The following is a 16,241-nucleotide window of genomic DNA, read 5'->3' as shown; positions in this document are numbered from 1 at the left end:
GGGGCCCCCCCCCCCCCCCCGGGGGGGGGCGCGCCGCCGTCTCCTCACTCCTCGATCGCCCCGCCGACCCGCCGCAGGTGCTGCCGGAAGCTGTACGCCGGGTCGCCGGCGCGGCGCTCCAGGTACTCGTCGAACGCGGTCTGCCGGCGCAGCGTGTCGCCCGAGCGGATCCGCTCCGCCTGCGCGCGCTCGGTGCGGGCGATGCCGGCCGCGGCCTCCAGCACCTCGTCCAGCCGGGCGGCGGGCACGAACAGCACCCCGTCGGCGTCCGCGAACACCACGTCCTCGCCGCCCACCAGGTGCGGCCCGAACCGGGCACTGGCCAGCGCCTCCGGCTCCCGCCCGTCCAGCCGCAGCGGCCCGAGCGGCAGGCTGCCGTAGCTGAACACCGGCAGCCCGATCTCCACCAGCTCCGCGGTGTCCCGGTGCAGCCCCCACACCACCACCCCGGCGGCCCCGGCGGCCCGCGCCTCCAGCACCGCGAGGTCCCCGATGCACGCCTCGTCGGTCCGCCCGCCGTTGTCGATCACCACCACGTCCCCGGGCTCGGCACTGCCGTACGCCTCCAGGAACACGTCCACGCTCCCGTAGTGCCGCACCGGCAGCACCCGCCCGGCCAACCGGCTGCCCGCCACCACCCCCCGCACCCCCGCCGGTGCCGCCCGCACCCCCACCCCCACCCGCACGCACCCATCCGCCACCAACGCCGTCGACAACTCCGCGAAACGCTGCACCACCATGCCAACTCCCCTCGCCGAAAGCCCAGTTCACCAGCAGGAAGATCCTACGGGCAGCACCGCCTCACACCATCGGGTGAAGAACCACCGCGCACGGCACAAGCCCGCCAGGCCCGGCACTAGCGTGACGTTCATCTGAAGGAGGGGCATCATGAGTGCTGTGGCGCATGAGAAACCGATCGCGGACTCCCCGTCGCAGGAGGACATCCTGCTGGAGAGCTTCCTGAGCCTGCACTCCCCCGAAGGCTTCCGGGCCGAGCTCATCGAGGGAGAGATCAGCGTGGCACCACCGCCGGACGGCGATCACGAGGACTACATCGGCCTGCTGATCGACCAGGTGGGCCGCCTGTCCAGGATCCGCATGCAAGTGGCGGGCACCAAAGGCCTCCGTCTGGTCAGTGGCGGTCTCTGTCCGAAGAACCACGTCATCCCCGACGCGACGTTCGCGCCCATGGAGCTTCGCCTCTTCCGCGGCGCCCCGTCCTGGATGGCGCCGGACGGCGTGGTCATGGTCGCCGAGGTGACATCCAGCAAGCCCGACCAGGACCGCATCGCCAAACGTCACTGCTACGCCCGTGCCGGGATTCCGCTCTACCTGCTCGTGGACCGGGAGAAGGCTCAGGTCACCCTCTTCTCGACCCCCAAGCGCGAGGAGTACACCGAAGTGCACCTCGCGGCGTTCGGGGAGCCCCTCGCCCTTCCGGCGCCGTTCGACTTCGAGCTGGACACCAAGGACTTCCTCTAGCAGCACGCACGGCGGCCCGCGTCCTCCGGGGAGGGCGCGGGCCGTCGGGGTGCCTGGGTGCGTCAGCCGCGGGTGGCCATGGCGCGCAGGAAGAAGGTGAGGTTGGCCGGGCGCTCGGCGAGGCGGCGCATGAAGTAGCCGTACCACTCCTGGCCGTACGGGAGGTACACCCGCATGGTGTTGCCCTCACCGGCGAGGCGCAGCTGCTCCTCGGGGCGGATGCCGTACAGCATCTGGTACTCGAAGGAGTCGAGCTTGCGGCCGTTCCACTGGGCCAGCTGGCCGGCGATCTTGATCATGTTGGGGTCGTGCGAGGCGATCATCGGGTAGCCCTCGCCGGCCATCAGGATCTTGAGCGCGCGGACGTACGCGAGGTCGACCTCGTGCTTGCCCTGGAAGGCGACCGACTCGGGCTCCTTGTAGGCGCCCTTGCACAGGCGCACGCGCGAGCCCGCGCCGGAGAACTCGCGGCAGTCGTCCTCGGTGCGGCGCAGGTAGGCCTGGAGGACGACGCCCAGCCAGGGGAAGTCCTCGCGCAGCTCGCGGGCGATGGCGAGGGTGGAGTCGGTGGTGGTGTGGTCCTCCATGTCGAGGGTCACCGTGGTGCCGGCGTCGGCGGCGGCCGCGCAGATCCGGCGGGCGTTCTCCAGGGCGATCTTCTCGCCGTCCACCGGGAGGAACTGGCCGACGGCCGAGAGCTTGACCGAGACCTCGGCGCCGGCGGCCAGGCCGGTCTCCTTGAGCGCCTTGAGCAGGTGCTCGTAGGCCTCGGCGGTGCCGGCGGCCTGGGCGGCGTCGCGGGTGTCCTCGCCGAGGTGGTCCAGGGTGACCTTGCGGCCGGTGGCGACCAGGTCGTCGCAGGCGGTGACGGCGTCGTCGAGGGCCTCGCCGGCGACGAACCGCTCGACTATCGCGTGGGTCGGCGGGAACTTCTCGACGACGGTGCGGACCTGCGAGGACCGGGAGGCCGCGAGGAGGGCGGAACGGAGCATCGTGACTCCTGGAGCTGGTGCTTCTAAGGGTGGCAGAAAGTGACGGGCGGCGGACCGAGGGGGGGTGGTCGGCCCGCCGCCCGTGGGACGACGCGCCCGGCTGCGGGACCGGGGCGTCAGGGGACCGCGGAGGGGTCCCGGAGGGGCACTCAGCCCATGTGCGGGTAGCGGTAGTCCGTCGGCGGGACGAAGGTCTCCTTGACCGAGCGGGTCGAGGTCCACCGCGCCAGGTTCTGCTTGGCACCGGCCTTGTCGTTGGTGCCGGAGGCCCGGCCGCCGCCGAACGGCTGCTGGCCGACGACCGCGCCGGTCGGCTTGTCGTTGATGTAGAAGTTGCCGGCGGCGAAGCGCAGCTTGTGCATCGCGTGCTGCACGGCCTCGCGGTCCTGGGAGATGATCGAACCGGTCAGGCCGTAGGCCGACACCGACTCCATCTGCGCCAGCATCTCGTCGTACTTGTCGTCCTCGTAGACGTGCACGGCCAGGATCGGGCCGAAGTACTCGTCGCGGAAGTACTCGCTCGCCGGGTCCTTGCAGACCAGGACGGTCGGGCGGACGAAGTAGCCGACCGAGTCGTCGTAGGTGCCGCCGGCCAGGACCTCGACCTCGGGGTCGGCCTGGGCGCGGTCGATCGCGGCCTTGTTCTTGGCGAACGAGCGGTCGTCGATGACGGCCGACATGAAGTTCGACAGGTCGGTGACGTCGCCCATGGTGAGGCCCTCGACCTCGTCGCGGAACTCGTCCTTCAGCTCGGCCCAGATCGAGGCCGGGACGTAGGCGCGCGACAGGGCGGAGCACTTCTGGCCCTGGAACTCGAAGGCGCCGCGGGTCATGGCGGTCTTCAGCACGGCCTTGTCGGCGGACGGGTGGGCGACCAGGAAGTCCTTGCCGCCGGTCTCGCCGACGATCCGCGGGTAGGTGCGGTAGCCGGAGATGTTGTTGCCGACCTCGCGCCACAGGTGCTGGAAGGTGGCGGTGGAGCCGGTGAAGTGGATGCCGGCCAGCGCCGGGTGCTTCAGCGCGACGGCGGAGACGTCCAGGCCGTCGCCGGTCACCATGTTGATGACGCCCTTGGGCAGGCCGGCCTCCTCCAGCAGCTGCATCAGCAGGTGCGCGGAGAACTGCTGGGTCGGCGAGGGCTTCCACAGCACCACGTTGCCCATCAGCGCCGGGGCGGTCGGCAGGTTGCCGGCGATGGCGGTGAAGTTGAACGGGGTGATCGCGTAGACGAAGCCCTCCAGCGGGCGGTGGTCGCTGCGGTTCCACACGCCGTCCGAGGAGATCGGCTGCTCGGCCATGATCTGGCGGGCGAAGTGCACGTTGAAGCGCAGGAAGTCGACCAGCTCGCAGGGGGTGTCGATCTCGGCCTGCTGCGCGGTCTTGGACTGGCCGAGCATGGTGGCGGCGGCCAGGGTCTCGCGCCAGGGGCCGGCCAGCAGGTCGGCGGCGCGCAGGAAGATCGCGGCGCGCGAGTCGAAGGAGAGCGCCTGCCAGGCCGGGGCGGCGGCCAGGGCAGTGTCGATGGCCTCCTGCGCGTCCGCCTGGGTGGCGTTGCGCAGGGTGCCGAGCCGCGCCGCGTGGTTGTGCGGCTGGACGACGTGGAACTCGGTGCCGCCGCCCATCCGGCGCTCACCGTTGATCGTCATGGTCAGCTGGACCGGCTCCTGGCCGCCCAGCTCCTTCAGCTTGGCCTCCAGACGGGCCCGTTCCGGGCTGCCCGGGGCGTAGCTGTGGACCGGCTCGTTCACCGGCGCGGGGACCTGGGTCACAGCGTCCATGAGCGCACGCTCTCCTTCGTTTCTTGCGGGGGGATGCCGTCGCGGGTCGCACGCCGGCCACATGACGAACGCTATTCCTGCACCAGGGCCCGCTTGATTGGCCGGACGGCTAAAATCATCCGGACGGCGTTGTCCGCCCGGATGAAGGATCGGGGCGCGAGCGCCCCGGCCGCCCCGAGGAGGCCCGAATGACCACCCCCGGCCTCCCGCTCCGGCAACTGCTGATGTCCCTGGGCGAACCGCTCGTCGAGCTCCAGGCCGCCCCGAGCGGGCTCGACGTCCCGGTCCGCGACGTCGCCATCCTCGACCCCGAGGACCCGCCGACCGCCGCCCCCGGCGAACTCGTGCTCGCCATCGGCGCCCGCGGCCGGGCCGCGCTGCCCGCGCTGCGCGCCGCCGGCCGGGCCGGGGCCGCCGCAGTGGCCGTCAAACTGGACGCCCCCGGGCAGGCCGACGCGCTGCGCGAGGCGGCCACCGAGGCGGGCGTGGCCCTGCTCTCGGTGCGCCGGGAGACCCGCTGGGAGCACCTCGACTCGCTCGCCCGGGCGATCATCGCCGGCCCGGACGCCCCGGACACGCCCGGCAGCGCCGAGCACAACGCCGGCGACCTGTTCTCGCTCGCCCAGACCGTCGCCGTGCTCACCAACGGCATCGTCTCGATCGAGGACACCTCAAGCCGGGTGCTCGCCTACTCCCGCTCCTCCGACTCCGACGAGGTCGACGACCTGCGCCGGCTCTCCATCCTCGGTTGGCAGGGCCCCGAGCCGTACCTGTCCAAGCTGCGCGAGTGGGGCGTCTTCCAGCACCTGCGCGGCTCGGACACCGCCATCGCGGTCGACCCGCACCCGGAGCTCGGGCTGCGCCGCCGGCTGGCGATCGGCATCCGGGCGGGCGCGCAGCCGCTCGGCACCATCTGGGTGCAGGAGGGCGCCCAGCCGCTCGCGCCGCTGGCCGAGCAGGCGCTGGTCGGCGCGGCCCGGGTCGCCGCGGCGCAGCTGGTGCGCCGGCGCCGGGAGCTGTCCGCGGACGTCCGGCTGACCCAGACCCTGCTCACCGGCCTGCTGGAGGGCTCCACCGGCCCGCAGTCGCTCGCCACCCACCTCGGGCTCGACCTGCGCCGCCCGGCCACCGTGCTGGCGTACAGCGCGGGCACCACCGAGCAGCTCACCAGGGCCGAGGTGACCGGCCTGATCTCGGTGCACACCGCGGCCCGGCACCGCGCCGCGCTGCTCGCGCCGATCGAGTCGCGGGTCTACGTACTGCTGCCCGAGCTGCCCGCCAACCTGCCGATGGCCACCGTGCGCGGCTGGGCCCAGGAGGTGGTCGAGGCCGCCCGCGACCACCTGGGCGTCCCGCTGCGCGCGGCGATCGGCTCGACCGTGGACGGCCTCGCCCGGGTGCCCGACTCGCGCGCCCAGGCGGACCGGATCCTGGACGCGATGGGCCGCGGCGGAGTGGACCTGGAGGTCGCGGCGCTGATCGACGTCCAGGCGGAGGTGCTGGTCAGCGAGATGCTGGCGCTGCTCCAGGAGCGCGGCGGCCTGCGCGACCCGCGGCTCACCGCGCTCAGCGAGTACGACCGGCGGCACGGCACCCGGCTCGCCGAGTCGGTGCTGGCCTGGCTGGACGCGCTCGGCGAGGTCCGGGTCGCGGCGGACGCCCTGCACATCCACCCGAACACCCTGCGCTACCGGGTCCGCCGGGCCGAGCAGCTGACCGGCATCGACCTCGCCCAGCCGCAGCAGCGGCTGCTCGCCATGCTCCAGCTGCGGCTGCCCGCCGAGCCGTGAGCCCGCAGGAGCGCTGAGCACGCAGGAGCCGTGAGCCCGCGACAGGGGCCCGCTCCGAGGAACGGGCCCCTGTCACTCGACCGCGCTCAGCTCACTGGCCGTAGCCCTGGCCGCGCTTGTGCTCGTTCAGGCGGTGCCACGGGCCGGTGATGGCGAACTGGATGCCCGGGGTCTGGATGTTGGCGAACAGGGTCTTGCCGTCGTCCGAGAAGGTGACGCCGGTGAACTCGCTGAACTCCGGCTTCTCCGCGGTGCCGATGTTCAGGTCGTTGCGGGCGATGGAGTAGGTCAGGCCGTCCTCGGTGGCGCCGAACAGGTGCGAGACACCCTCGCCGTCCTCGGCGATCACGATGCCGCCGTAGGGCGAGACGGTGATGTTGTCCGGGCCGTCGAAGTTGTCGTGGTCGCCCCAGACATCGGTGTTGACGCCCAGCAGGACCTTCAGGGTGATGGTGCGGCGGGCCGGGTTGTAGAACCAGACCTGACCGTCGTGCTGCGCCGGGCTCTCCGAGCGGGCGAAGCTGGAGACGAAGTAGAAGCCGCCGTCGCCCCACCACATGCCCTCGAGCTTGCGGGCGCGGGTGACCTCGCCGTCCTTGAACTGCTTGCGGATGGAGACGGTCTTGGCGTCGCGGTCCTGGACCTTGACCCAGTCCACGCCGTAGGTGGTGCCGACCTTGGTCGCGCGGGCCAGGTCGTCGATGAACTTGCCCTGGGCGTCGAAGACCTTGAAGGCCTCCAGCACACCGGCGTCGGCGGCCAGCTTGCGCAGCTTGTAGCGGCCGTGCTTGAAGCCGGCCGGCGGGGTCCAGCGGAACAGCAGGCCGTTGGGGTTGGAGGCGTCCTCGGTCTCGTAGACGTGGCCGCGCTTCGGGTCGACGACGACGGCCTCGTGGGCGAAGCGGCCGAACGCCTTCACCGGCTGCGGGTCGCGGTTGTAGTCGTCGTCGAACGGGTCGACCTCGAAGATGTAGCCGTGGTCCTTGGTGAAGCCGTTCTTGCCGGCCTTGTCCTCGGTCTCCTCGCCGGACAGCCAGGTGCCCCACGGGGTGACGCCGCCCGCGCAGTTGGTGGCGGTGCCGGAGATGCCGACCCACTGCTCGACCTTGCCGTTGGCCTTGGCGTGCACGATGGTGCAGCCGCCGGCCGCGCCCGGGTCGTAGACGTGGCCCTCGGTCAGCGGGACCGGGTTCGGCCAGTTGGCGCGGGCGCCGCCCAGCTCGTGGTTGACGACCAGCAGGTTGCCGCCGCGCTCGTCCTCGAACGCCGAGGTGCCGTCGTGGTTGCTCGGCGTGAACTCGCCGGTGCGCAGCTTGGTGACACCGGTGCGGTTCAGGACCTTGTACTTGAAGCCCTTGGGCAGCGCGAGCAGGCCCTCCGGGTCGGCGACCAGCGGGCCGTAGCCGACGGCGACGCGCTCGGCCCCGGCGGCCTCGGCGACCGGCACCTCGCCACCGGCCGGGGCGGCGATCGCGCCCGGCGCGCTGGCCAGGGCCTCGGCGCTGCCGGCGATCAGAACGCCGGCCCCGACGAGGGTGGAACGGTTGACGAAGTCCCGGCGGGACAGCGACATGGCAGTCACTCCTGAGGGGTGGGCCGGCGACCGGGGTGCTCCCCGGTGCGTGGCCGTGCGAGGTGTCGAGGTGGTCGTCGACGCCCAGCAGACTCCGCCCGTCCGGTGAACGGCCGGTGAATCGAACACCTCGTCAGGGTGGTCATTGGCCGACCTTATGCGAACCCGTCTCCCACCTTTTGCCTGGTCATCACGGGTCACACCGCCGGTCGGCCGACCGTCATCCACTGTTCGACCCGCGGCGGTCCGTCAGCCTGCTCCTTCGACCCTACGGGCCGCGTCGGCCTCGCGCACGGCCCGGCGTCCATCCCGGCGTCCGTCCCGGCGCCCCGCCCTGCACCCGGCCCCGCACCCCGCCCTGCGCCCCGGCTCAGCCTCCCGATCGCGCCGACCGCCACTGCTCCCAGGCCGCCAGCCACAGCTGCTCGCCCATCCGGTCCTCCCCGCGCTCCCCGCTCCGCAGCCGCCGCCAGGCGCGCTGCGCCGGCACGCTGGCCACCTCGCTGGCGAACACCGTGTACCGGATCGACTCCTCCACCGCGGCCTCGCCCTCCGGCGTGCCCACCACCCAGTGCGTCAGCTGGGAGAGCCGGCCGAGCTGCTCGACCATCGCGGCCACCGCCTCGACCGCCTCCGCCCGGGTCTCCGAGGCGAGCCGCATCTGCTGGCGCACCGCCGCCTCCCGGCGCAGCTCGCCCGCCTCCGCGCGCGCCCCCCGGGGCGGCCGGGGCGGACGCCCGGAGCGCAGCCGCGCCTCCAGGGCGGCGGCCTCCACGATGCCGTGCGTGATCACCGCCCGGTGCGCCTCCAGCCCGGTGACCGGGGAGAGCTCGCGCTGCTCCACCGGCAGGTGCCGACCGCGCCGGACGGCCAGCTCGCGCAGCAGCGCGGTGCGCCCGCCCAGGCAGCCCTCGTGGTCCCGGATCCGGGCCAGCTCGACGCCGCCGGGCGGCACGCCGCGCCCGCAGACCGTGACGGTCAGGCCGTCCACCCGGAACCGGCCCGCCCAGACCGGCTCGGCGCCGTCGACCGGGGCGCAGCCGGGCAGCGCCGCGCCGGACCACAGGCCGCGCCGGTCCTCGTGCACCTCGACGGCGTGCGACTCGCCGTCGACGGCTATCCACTCGCGCAGCGCCCTGACCCGGCCGGGCGTGTCGCCCTCGTCGACGCCGAGCTGCTCGTAGACGCGGTCGCGCTCGTCCTCGACGACGTCCTCCAGCTCGGGCAGCGGCTCGTACCGGTCGGCGCCGGGCCGGTGGGTGCGCACGGTGACGTACGGGCCGTCCGGCGAGGTCCAGTCGCCGAAGCCGACCTCGATCCAGCCGGGCGCGTCCCACGGCACGGCGTCCGTGAGTCCGGCGTCCGGCAGCCCGGCGACCACCGCGGCGCCGCTGTCCGTCCCGTAGGCGACCAGCGCGCCGCCGCCCAGGCCGCGCGCGGGGGCGACGCCGTACACCGGGAAGTCGGCCGCGACGAGGGCGCGGCGGGCGAGGTCCTCCTGGACGGCGAGGAACTCCTCCAGGCCGCCGGCCGGGCGCTCGCCCGCGGATTCGCCCGCCGACCCGTCCGCGGATCCGTTCACCGGTTCGCCCGGGTGGTGGTCCGGGCCGCCGTCCGGGCGCTCCCCCGGACGTTTCCCGGGGGGTTCCTCCCGGCGGTCGCAAGGATCGACCGTCCCCGCACCATCCCCGAACCGGCCGTCCCGGCCGCCTCCGCTCGCCCGCGTCATCCCGCGCCGCACCCCCTTGCCCTCGCCGTCCGCACCGTGCCGTCGGCACCCGGGCAACGATACGTGGCCCGAACTGCCGGGTCATCAGGCCCATTGCCCGCCGGGCGGATCGGCCGTCCCTCCGGACGGACCCGTCCGGGGCGCCGCTGTCGGTCCCCCTCCCTAGGCTGGCGGCCATGACTGCGACCACGCCCTTCCCCGCCCGGCTCAGCATCGTCACCCTCGGGGTGGCCGACCTCGACCGCAGCGCCCGCTTCTACGAAGCGCTCGGCTGGCACCGCTCCGCCGCGTCCAGCCCCTCGATCGTCTGGTTCCGCACCGCCGACTCGGTGCTCGGCCTCTTCCCGCACGACGAACTGGCCGCCGACGCGGGCGTGCCGTCCGCCGGCGAACCGGCGTTCCGCGGCGTCACCCTCGCCGTGAACCTGGAGTCCACGGCGGCGGTGGACGCCGCCCTGGAGACGGCGGTGGCCGCCGGCGCCATCGTGGTCAAGGCACCGGCGGCGACGCACTGGGGCGGCTACTCCGGGTACTTCGAGGACCCGGACGGCCACCTCTGGGAGCTGGCCCACAACCCGTTCTTCGCCTTCACCGAGGACGGCTCGCTCGACCTGCCGGACTGATCGGCGGGACCGGCGCTCAGCCCTTGGAGCGGGCCTTGAACGCCGCCTTGCGGGCCTCCTTGGCCACCGCCCGGTCCGGATGCAGCTCGCCGACCGCCTCCAGCACGTCCGCCGTGTAGGGGTGCTCGACCCGCCACAGCTCGCCGAAGTAGCCCACCGGGTCGTCCGTCACCGGCAGCTCGGCGACCAGGTCGCGCAGCTGGTCCGGATCGCCGCCGGTGTCCAGCAGCTGGGCCGCGAAGGCGTCCACCACCGTCCACAGCGCCATCGCCCGGTCCGGCACGGGCACGTCCGCCACGCCGAGCGAGACCAGCCAGGCCCGCGCGCCGCCGCCCAGCTCCGGGTCGTCCAGCACCTCCCGGACGGCCGGCTCGGCGGGCGCGCCGAGCAGGGTCAGCGCCGAGTGGCAGAGCAGCCGCCGCATCGGGGCGTACGCGTCGGTGCCGCGCGCCGCCGCGAGCAGTTCGCGCGCCGCCTCCGCCGGCTCCCGTCCGGCCACCCAGACCTTCAGCTCCTCCTCGGGCAGCACATTGGCGGCCTCGCTGACCCCGCGCAGCAGCTCGGCGGCGTCGCCCTGGGCCAGGTCGCCGACCAGCGGCGCGTCGTAGCCGTCCTCCAGCAGCCACTGCCGGATCCCGAACTGGCCCAGCGGGGTGAGCCGGACCAGCCCGAACCGGGCGGACTCCGCCTCGTCCAGTTCCGCGGGCTCCGCCCGCTCGTCCGCCCCTTCCTCCTCCTCGTCGAAGAGCTCCGGGTCGATCGGCCGGTACTCCAGCACGCCCAGCTCGGCGAGGTCGGCGAGCATCGGATCCAGGGCGACCATCACATCGGTGATGTCCCCGAGCAGCTCGTCGCTCGGCTCCTCGCCCTCCGGGACCACCAGCAGCGCGGCCAGCACGCCCAGCGGCACCGTCTCGTTGCCCGGCTCGGCGAAGGCGGTGGTCTCGTAGAGCACCTGGAGCGCCTCGTCGAGCAGCTCGGCGGCCTCGTCGCGGGCGTCCTCGACCTCGTTCAGGCCGTCCTCGTCGGCCTCCGCCGGGTCCTCGGTGGGCTCCAGCTCCTGGGAGTCCGCCTCCGCCGCCAGCTCGCGGACGATCCCGGCGGCCGTCAGCCACAGCTCCAGGACGGTGTCGGTGTCCCCGGCCTCGGCCGGCTCCAGGTCCGGCCCGGGGACGGCGACGTGCTCGCCGGCCGCCGTGGTGCCGAGCTCGACCAGGTCCAGGTCGCAGGCCAGCGACCAGGCGCGCATCGCCTCGACCACCGCCTCCTCCGGCGCGTCCCCCTCCTCGGGGGCCAGGCCCAGCAGCCGGGCGGCCGGGGCCCGGTCCGGGCCGGTGAGGTCGCCGAACTCGTCCACCGCGCGGTGCGGGGCCGTCCAGCGGGCCAGCTCCAGCGCCCAGGCGAGCATCGGGACGGCCTTCGCCTGCTCGGCCAGCTCCGGCTCGGACGGCAGGGTGACCGGCGGTACCAGCACGGCCGCGTCGTCCAGGTCGTCGTCGTCCAGCCCGTGCGCGGCGAACGCCCCGTACAGATCCTGCAGCTCCAGGTCGGCGGGCAGCACCGCGCCCTCGCCCGACGCGGGGGTGTCGGCGTTCCTACGACGTCGTGCGGCCATCGTTGCGCGTTCTCCCTACGCCGAGCGGTCAGCCGGGCCGGGCCGCGGAGATCACCTCCGCGTCACCGGTCCACCACCTCAGCGTATAGGCCGGGCACCCCCGACGCCCGGCCTCAAGGGGCGCGCGCCGCAACCGTGCGCCCACCCCTTATCCTTCGAAGTCGGTACCGCGCACAACCCCGCGCGCGCCGACGGGCAACGTTGCCCCCCTCTCAGCTCACCTGCCCCACCAGGGAGCCCGCACCGAGGCCACCACCACAGCGCCGCCAGGACGGGCGCGCCGGCACACCCCGCCGACCCGGGTGGTGCCCGGCCACAGGAGACCCCTGCCATGGCGGACCTCTCCCCCGCCGGCTCCGGCCTGCGCACCGCGCAGTTCGACGGACGCCGACTGTCGGAGGCCCTGCTTCCCCTGGAGCTCGCGCCGCGCGCCCAGCTCCAGCTCTCCGCGATCAGCCGCTGGAACGCGCTGCGCGGAGTCCGCGTCGGCCTCGTCGCCGCCGCCCTGCTGCTCATGCTGATCGGCGCCAACCTGGCCACGCCGATCTACTCGCTCCTCCAGCAGCAGCTGAACCTGACCGCGCTGGACACCACGATCCTCTTCGCGATCTACGTGTTCGCGCTGGTCCCGGTCCTGGCCGTGGTCGGCCACTGGTCCGACCACCTCGGCCGGCGCGCCCTGATCCTGCCCGCCGTCGCGCTGTCCGCCGTCGGCGACGTCGTCTTCGCGACCTCCGGCAGCTTCTGGCAGCTCGCCGCCGGCCGCGCCGTCCAGGGCATCGCCGTCGGCCTGTCGACGGGCGCCGCCGGAGCCGCCCTCGGCGACCTGATGCCCGAGCACCCGGCCCGGGCCGCCAAGATCACCCTGGCCTGCTCGGCGGGCGGCGTCGCCCTCGGCCCGGTGATCGGCGCCCTGCTCGCCGGCGGTTCCGACCCGCTGCTCAGCCCGTTCCTGCTGCACTCGATCGCCCTGCTCGCGCTCTGCGTGCCGCTCGCCCTGGTCCACCCCCGGATGCCCGGCCGCAACCGCCCGCCGGCCTCCCCGCCCCGCATCACCACCCCGGCCCACCTGCGCCCCCAGCGCCCCCGGCTGCCGCGCACCGGCCGCCGCGAGTTCCTGCTCGCCGCCACGGCCGGGTTCATCTCCTACGCGGTGTTCGGCGTCTACCTCAGCCTGGCCCCGGCCTTCGCCGCCAAGCTGCTGCACACCGACTCCAAGCTGATCGGCGCCGTGGTCGCGGCCCTCCTGCTCGGCTCCTCGGCCGTCGCCCAGCTGCTCGTCCCACCCGCCGCCGACCGCCTGGTCATCGCCCTCGGCATGGCGGGCCTGGCCACCGGCCTGGGCCTGGTCGTCGCCGCCCAGTACACCGGCACCCCCGCACTCCTCTTCGTCGGCAGCGTCCTCGGCGGCGCCTGCCAGGGCATCGCCTTCCGCTCCCTGTTCACCACCGCCGTCGCCGCGATGAACCCCGAACGGAGGGGCTCCGAGCTCTCCTCCCTCTGGATCATCATCTACCTCGGCTCCTCCCTCCCCATCGTCGCCGTGGGCGCCCTCGTCCAGGCGTACGGCCTCCTCCCCGCCACCAGCGGCTTCACCCTCCTGGCCGCCTTCCTCTGCGCCGCCCTGGCCCTCGCCGTCGCCAAGCGCCCCCGCACCGCCTGACCGCCCCACGAACACCGCCGCCCCGGAACGACACTCGTTCCGGGGCGGCACCATTCCACCCGGGTCTACGCGCCCCAAGGCTTCCAGGTTTCGGTGTTGATCTCGACGCCGAACGGCTCCGGCAGCCGAACGCCTTCCCCGAACTTCCACTCACCCAGGGTTTGGTACGTGGCCTCAGCCTTGTCCGGCTCGCCGAACAAGGTGACGCCCGGCTGCCGCGGGTCCCGGTCCACCAGCAAGTAGTACGGCACTCCGCTCCGCGCGTACCCATTCCACTTGGTGGGCTTGACCTGCCGACCGAACATGGGACGACGATCATGACAGGCATTGGATACCGAGGTCACCTCGACTACCAACTCAAGATCATGCGGGTGGAGGTGGAGAACGTCCTGCGACCGCTTCTCGGCTTCGTTGTCCTTGTGCAGCACCACCAAGTCGGGAATGTAACCGTCCCCGGCCTCGACCAGGTCCAGGTTGATCGTCTGGACTGCCCTCCAAGAAAAGCTGTCATCCACGAACAAGGCCCGCTCAAAACCTCGCTGGATGTCCGAGAGGATCCCACCATGGGCAAATACCGGCGCCGGTGACACGACGATCTCCCCTCCGACAACTTCCACCCGCGTACCGTCGTCCGGGAGACGGAGGTACTCCTCCAGCTCTCCCCGGACCCACATGGCGTACGGCGAGTCAGGCAGAAGCAACTGCGCGAACGCAACAACCGACATGACTTCGCTCCCTCCGAGGTCGCGGCACCAGCCTGGCCGCCCGCTCGCAGATATACCACTGCCACGCAAATCGTTCCCCCGAACGAGCGGTTTGCGCGGCGGCGAATTGACGTTCGACCAGCGAAAGAAGGCACCATGCAGCACCGAGTCCGAGCCGTCCTCCTCACTCCGAACGACACCGTGCTGCTGATCAAACGCATCCGCCCCGGCGTCGATCCGTACTGGGTGATCGTCGGCGGCAAGGTCGAGCCGACCGACGCCGGCCCCGAGGACGCCCTGCTGCGCGAGGTGCGTGAAGAGATCGCCGGCAAAGCGGAGATCGTCGGCCTGCTCCACACCGTCGAGGGTGACGGCGAGCGCCAGGACTTCTACCTCGCCACCGTCGAGGAGTGGAGCTTCGAGGACCGCAGCGGTCCCGAGTTCAGCCAGGAAGGCCGGGGCGAGTACCTCTTGGAGGAGATCCCCCTGACCACCGGGGCCCTCGCCACGGTCAACCTCCTGCCGCCGGAGATCGCCACGGTCCTCCGCGCGGCCGTCGCACGCGGGGAGCTCACCGCCGTCAGGTAGTCACAAACCCTGCCGCCCCGAAACATCCGTTTCGGGGCGGCAGGGCTCGCGGTCCGCTGATGGCAACGTCAACTCGTACGGGCGGCACCCTCGGGCCACACGACGGTCACCGGCAGTTGGGCGGCACGGGCTGCGGCGACGGTGTCAGCGGTCCCCCCGCGCCCGCTGCCGGGCCTGCCGTCCCACACGGCGAACAACTGGTCGGCACGGCGCAACAACTCGTTGTTGGCGGCTTCGTACGCTTCGCGGTCGGCCTCGGCGAACGGCATGACGACAACCTCGGCGGCGGCCTGGTGAAGACGGTCGAACTCGGCTGCGTATGCCGGCTTGACCTTGGTCTGGCGGTAGTCGGCCGACGGGATCACGGCAACCAGTCGACCGCCGAGCGAGAGCACCGCGTCGGCGAAGATCGAGTCCGCACCCTTGGCGATGCACGAGACACCGGTGAAGCCGTGCTCGGTGTGGTCAGCGAGTAGCTGATCCAGCGCTTCGCGGACCAGGACGACACTCTCTTCGGTGAGGTCCATGTGCCCAGTCACCGCGATCACGGTCATGCCGTTTCCCCTCTGAGTCAGTCATGGGGCAACGGTAGTTGGGAGTCGCCGAGCTGAGCGACCTCGGACCCTATCAGGAAGTCACGAATGACTCACGCTGCGTCAAACGGCGTGGTACGTTCCGTGCTCAAAGAGCAAAATGCGACCCCGGCGGTGCGGAAACACCCCGGGGTCAGGCAACAGGAGCTGACACTCCCATGCACATCCATCGTAGCGCCCACGCGCGCAACTTCACCGTGTTGCCCAACTTCGTGTTGCAGTACCGGAAGTTGAGCTACACCGCCCGCGGTCTGCTCGCGGATCTGCTCTCCCGGCCCGATGGGTGGCGGGAGGACGGGCGGCACATGGCCGACACCAGTCCGCAGGGGCGTGGGGCCGTTCGCAAGGCCTTGAAGGAGCTCACCGACGCCGGGTACTACCGGGTCGAGAAGGTTCGGCTGCCCGACGGGACGCTTCGCAGTGAGGCGCACGTCTATGACACCCCGCAGTTCGCGCGGCCGGGTGTCACCCTCCCGGCGTCCGGTGGGCCGCCAACCGGCGGCGCTGGCGGCCCTGTTGTAAAGGACCGGGGCCAAGAACCCACCCTCCCCCCGGAGTCGATGGACGATGGGGAGAGGGAGGCGGTGGACACCCTGTTCCGTGTGATCCGGCCCGAGCCGCAGTTGCGTCTGGGTGAGGCCGAGGCGCGGGACCTGGCGCCGCTGGTGGGGCAGTGGCTGGCGCGCGGGTGCACTGCGGCCGATCTCGCGCACGCCCTGTTGCCGGGGCTGCCGGCTCCGATGCATTCGGCGGCAGCCGTGCTCCGCTACCGGCTGGAACACAAGATGCCGCCCTGTCGGCCGGCGGAAGGGACGCGGAGAGCCAGCTACTCCGAGTGCGCCGAGTGCCACGATCCGGTGCCCGCACAGGGGATCTGCCGGGCCTGCGCGGGTCTCGGTGAACAGCCCAAGGCGGCCGGGGGCGGCACTTCTGTGACAGCCAGAGGTGTCGCACGCGCACGAGCCGCCCTGCTGGGAGCCAGAGCACCGCATGTCGAGATCTCTCCCCCGGTGGCGGCCTACGGGTGACTCGAGCACTGGTGGGCCGGGCGGCACCCTCGGGCCGCCCGGCCAGGCCCGGGGTGGGCACCCGCCAGCAGGCGGGTGGGGGG

General features: G+C 72.8%; 14 protein-coding genes. 6 read left to right on the top strand and 8 right to left on the bottom strand.

Annotated elements, in window-relative coordinates; translation table 11 throughout:
* Positions 1 to 44: 44 nt before the first annotated feature.
* Entirely contained in the window at positions 45 to 740 is a 696-nt protein-coding gene (locus tag ACFU74_RS29825) for an RraA family protein (protein ID WP_380762269.1), read from the bottom strand.
* A gap of 148 nt (positions 741 to 888) precedes the next feature.
* Here ACFU74_RS29825 and ACFU74_RS29820 point away from each other — a divergent pair, with 148 nt between their 5' ends.
* Entirely contained in the window at positions 889 to 1,482 is a 594-nt protein-coding gene (locus tag ACFU74_RS29820; RefSeq protein WP_380762267.1) for a Uma2 family endonuclease, read from the top strand.
* Between the two features lie 62 nt (positions 1,483 to 1,544).
* Here ACFU74_RS29820 and ACFU74_RS29815 read toward each other — a convergent pair whose 3' ends face one another.
* Both ACFU74_RS29815 and pruA read right to left on the bottom strand, forming a co-directional pair.
* On the bottom strand, positions 1,545 to 2,474 hold the full coding sequence (locus tag ACFU74_RS29815) for a proline dehydrogenase family protein (RefSeq protein ID WP_380762265.1): 930 nt from the start codon (positions 2,472 to 2,474) through the stop codon (positions 1,545 to 1,547).
* 149 nt (positions 2,475 to 2,623) lie between these two features.
* Positions 2,624 to 4,252 carry an L-glutamate gamma-semialdehyde dehydrogenase gene (gene pruA / locus ACFU74_RS29810; RefSeq protein WP_380762263.1) on the bottom strand — a complete coding sequence of 543 codons (1,629 nt, stop codon included), beginning with the start codon at positions 4,250 to 4,252 and terminating at the stop codon, positions 2,624 to 2,626.
* A gap of 188 nt (positions 4,253 to 4,440) precedes the next feature.
* Here pruA and ACFU74_RS29805 point away from each other — a divergent pair, with 188 nt between their 5' ends.
* Positions 4,441 to 6,042 (top strand): PucR family transcriptional regulator, encoded by a 1,602-nt coding sequence (locus ACFU74_RS29805; RefSeq protein ID WP_380762261.1) that lies wholly within the window; start codon positions 4,441 to 4,443, stop codon positions 6,040 to 6,042.
* 91 nt (positions 6,043 to 6,133) lie between these two features.
* Here ACFU74_RS29805 and ACFU74_RS29800 read toward each other — a convergent pair whose 3' ends face one another.
* Together ACFU74_RS29800 and ACFU74_RS29795 are read right to left on the bottom strand one after the other, a co-directional pair.
* The gene (locus ACFU74_RS29800; protein ID WP_380762259.1) at positions 6,134 to 7,615 is read right to left on the bottom strand and encodes an alkaline phosphatase PhoX; all 1,482 of its coding nucleotides are present in this window, start codon (positions 7,613 to 7,615) and stop codon (positions 6,134 to 6,136) included.
* A gap of 370 nt (positions 7,616 to 7,985) precedes the next feature.
* Complete coding sequence (locus ACFU74_RS29795; protein ID WP_380762257.1) at positions 7,986 to 9,197, bottom strand: hypothetical protein; 1,212 nt, start codon at positions 9,195 to 9,197, stop codon at positions 7,986 to 7,988.
* A gap of 323 nt (positions 9,198 to 9,520) precedes the next feature.
* Here ACFU74_RS29795 and ACFU74_RS29790 point away from each other — a divergent pair, with 323 nt between their 5' ends.
* The gene (locus tag ACFU74_RS29790) at positions 9,521 to 9,967 is read left to right on the top strand and encodes a VOC family protein (protein WP_380762255.1); all 447 of its coding nucleotides are present in this window, start codon (positions 9,521 to 9,523) and stop codon (positions 9,965 to 9,967) included.
* Positions 9,968 to 9,983: 16 nt separating this feature from the next.
* Here the strand turns inward: ACFU74_RS29790 and ACFU74_RS29785 are convergent, their stop codons facing one another.
* Positions 9,984 to 11,582, bottom strand: a complete 1,599-nt coding sequence (locus ACFU74_RS29785) for a hypothetical protein (protein ID WP_380762253.1) — start codon at positions 11,580 to 11,582, stop codon at positions 9,984 to 9,986.
* Positions 11,583 to 11,913: 331 nt separating this feature from the next.
* On the opposite strand from ACFU74_RS29785, the gene ACFU74_RS29780 reads away from it, so the two are divergent.
* Entirely contained in the window at positions 11,914 to 13,245 is a 1,332-nt protein-coding gene (locus ACFU74_RS29780; RefSeq protein ID WP_380762251.1) for an MFS transporter, read from the top strand.
* A 65-nt stretch (positions 13,246 to 13,310) separates the two neighbouring features.
* Here ACFU74_RS29780 and ACFU74_RS29775 read toward each other — a convergent pair whose 3' ends face one another.
* On the bottom strand, positions 13,311 to 13,970 hold the full coding sequence (locus ACFU74_RS29775; protein WP_380762249.1) for a Uma2 family endonuclease: 660 nt from the start codon (positions 13,968 to 13,970) through the stop codon (positions 13,311 to 13,313).
* A gap of 135 nt (positions 13,971 to 14,105) precedes the next feature.
* Between ACFU74_RS29775 and ACFU74_RS29770 the strand changes: the two genes are divergently transcribed.
* Positions 14,106 to 14,537 (top strand): NUDIX domain-containing protein, encoded by a 432-nt coding sequence (locus ACFU74_RS29770; protein ID WP_380762247.1) that lies wholly within the window; start codon positions 14,106 to 14,108, stop codon positions 14,535 to 14,537.
* Between the two features lie 68 nt (positions 14,538 to 14,605).
* Here the strand turns inward: ACFU74_RS29770 and ACFU74_RS29765 are convergent, their stop codons facing one another.
* Positions 14,606 to 15,091 carry a hypothetical protein gene (locus tag ACFU74_RS29765; protein ID WP_380762245.1) on the bottom strand — a complete coding sequence of 162 codons (486 nt, stop codon included), beginning with the start codon at positions 15,089 to 15,091 and terminating at the stop codon, positions 14,606 to 14,608.
* A gap of 197 nt (positions 15,092 to 15,288) precedes the next feature.
* On the opposite strand from ACFU74_RS29765, the gene ACFU74_RS29760 reads away from it, so the two are divergent.
* Positions 15,289 to 16,158: a hypothetical protein gene (locus ACFU74_RS29760; protein ID WP_380762243.1), complete on the top strand. Its 870-nt coding sequence runs from the start codon at positions 15,289 to 15,291 to the stop codon at positions 16,156 to 16,158.
* The last annotated feature ends 83 nt before the right edge of the window (positions 16,159 to 16,241 follow it).

The organism is Kitasatospora sp. NPDC057500 (assembly GCF_042802195.1).
GTDB lineage: Bacteria > Actinomycetota > Actinomycetes > Streptomycetales > Streptomycetaceae > Kitasatospora.
Note: the sequence above shows the minus strand (reverse complement) of the source record. Positions and strands in the feature narration are given on the sequence as shown.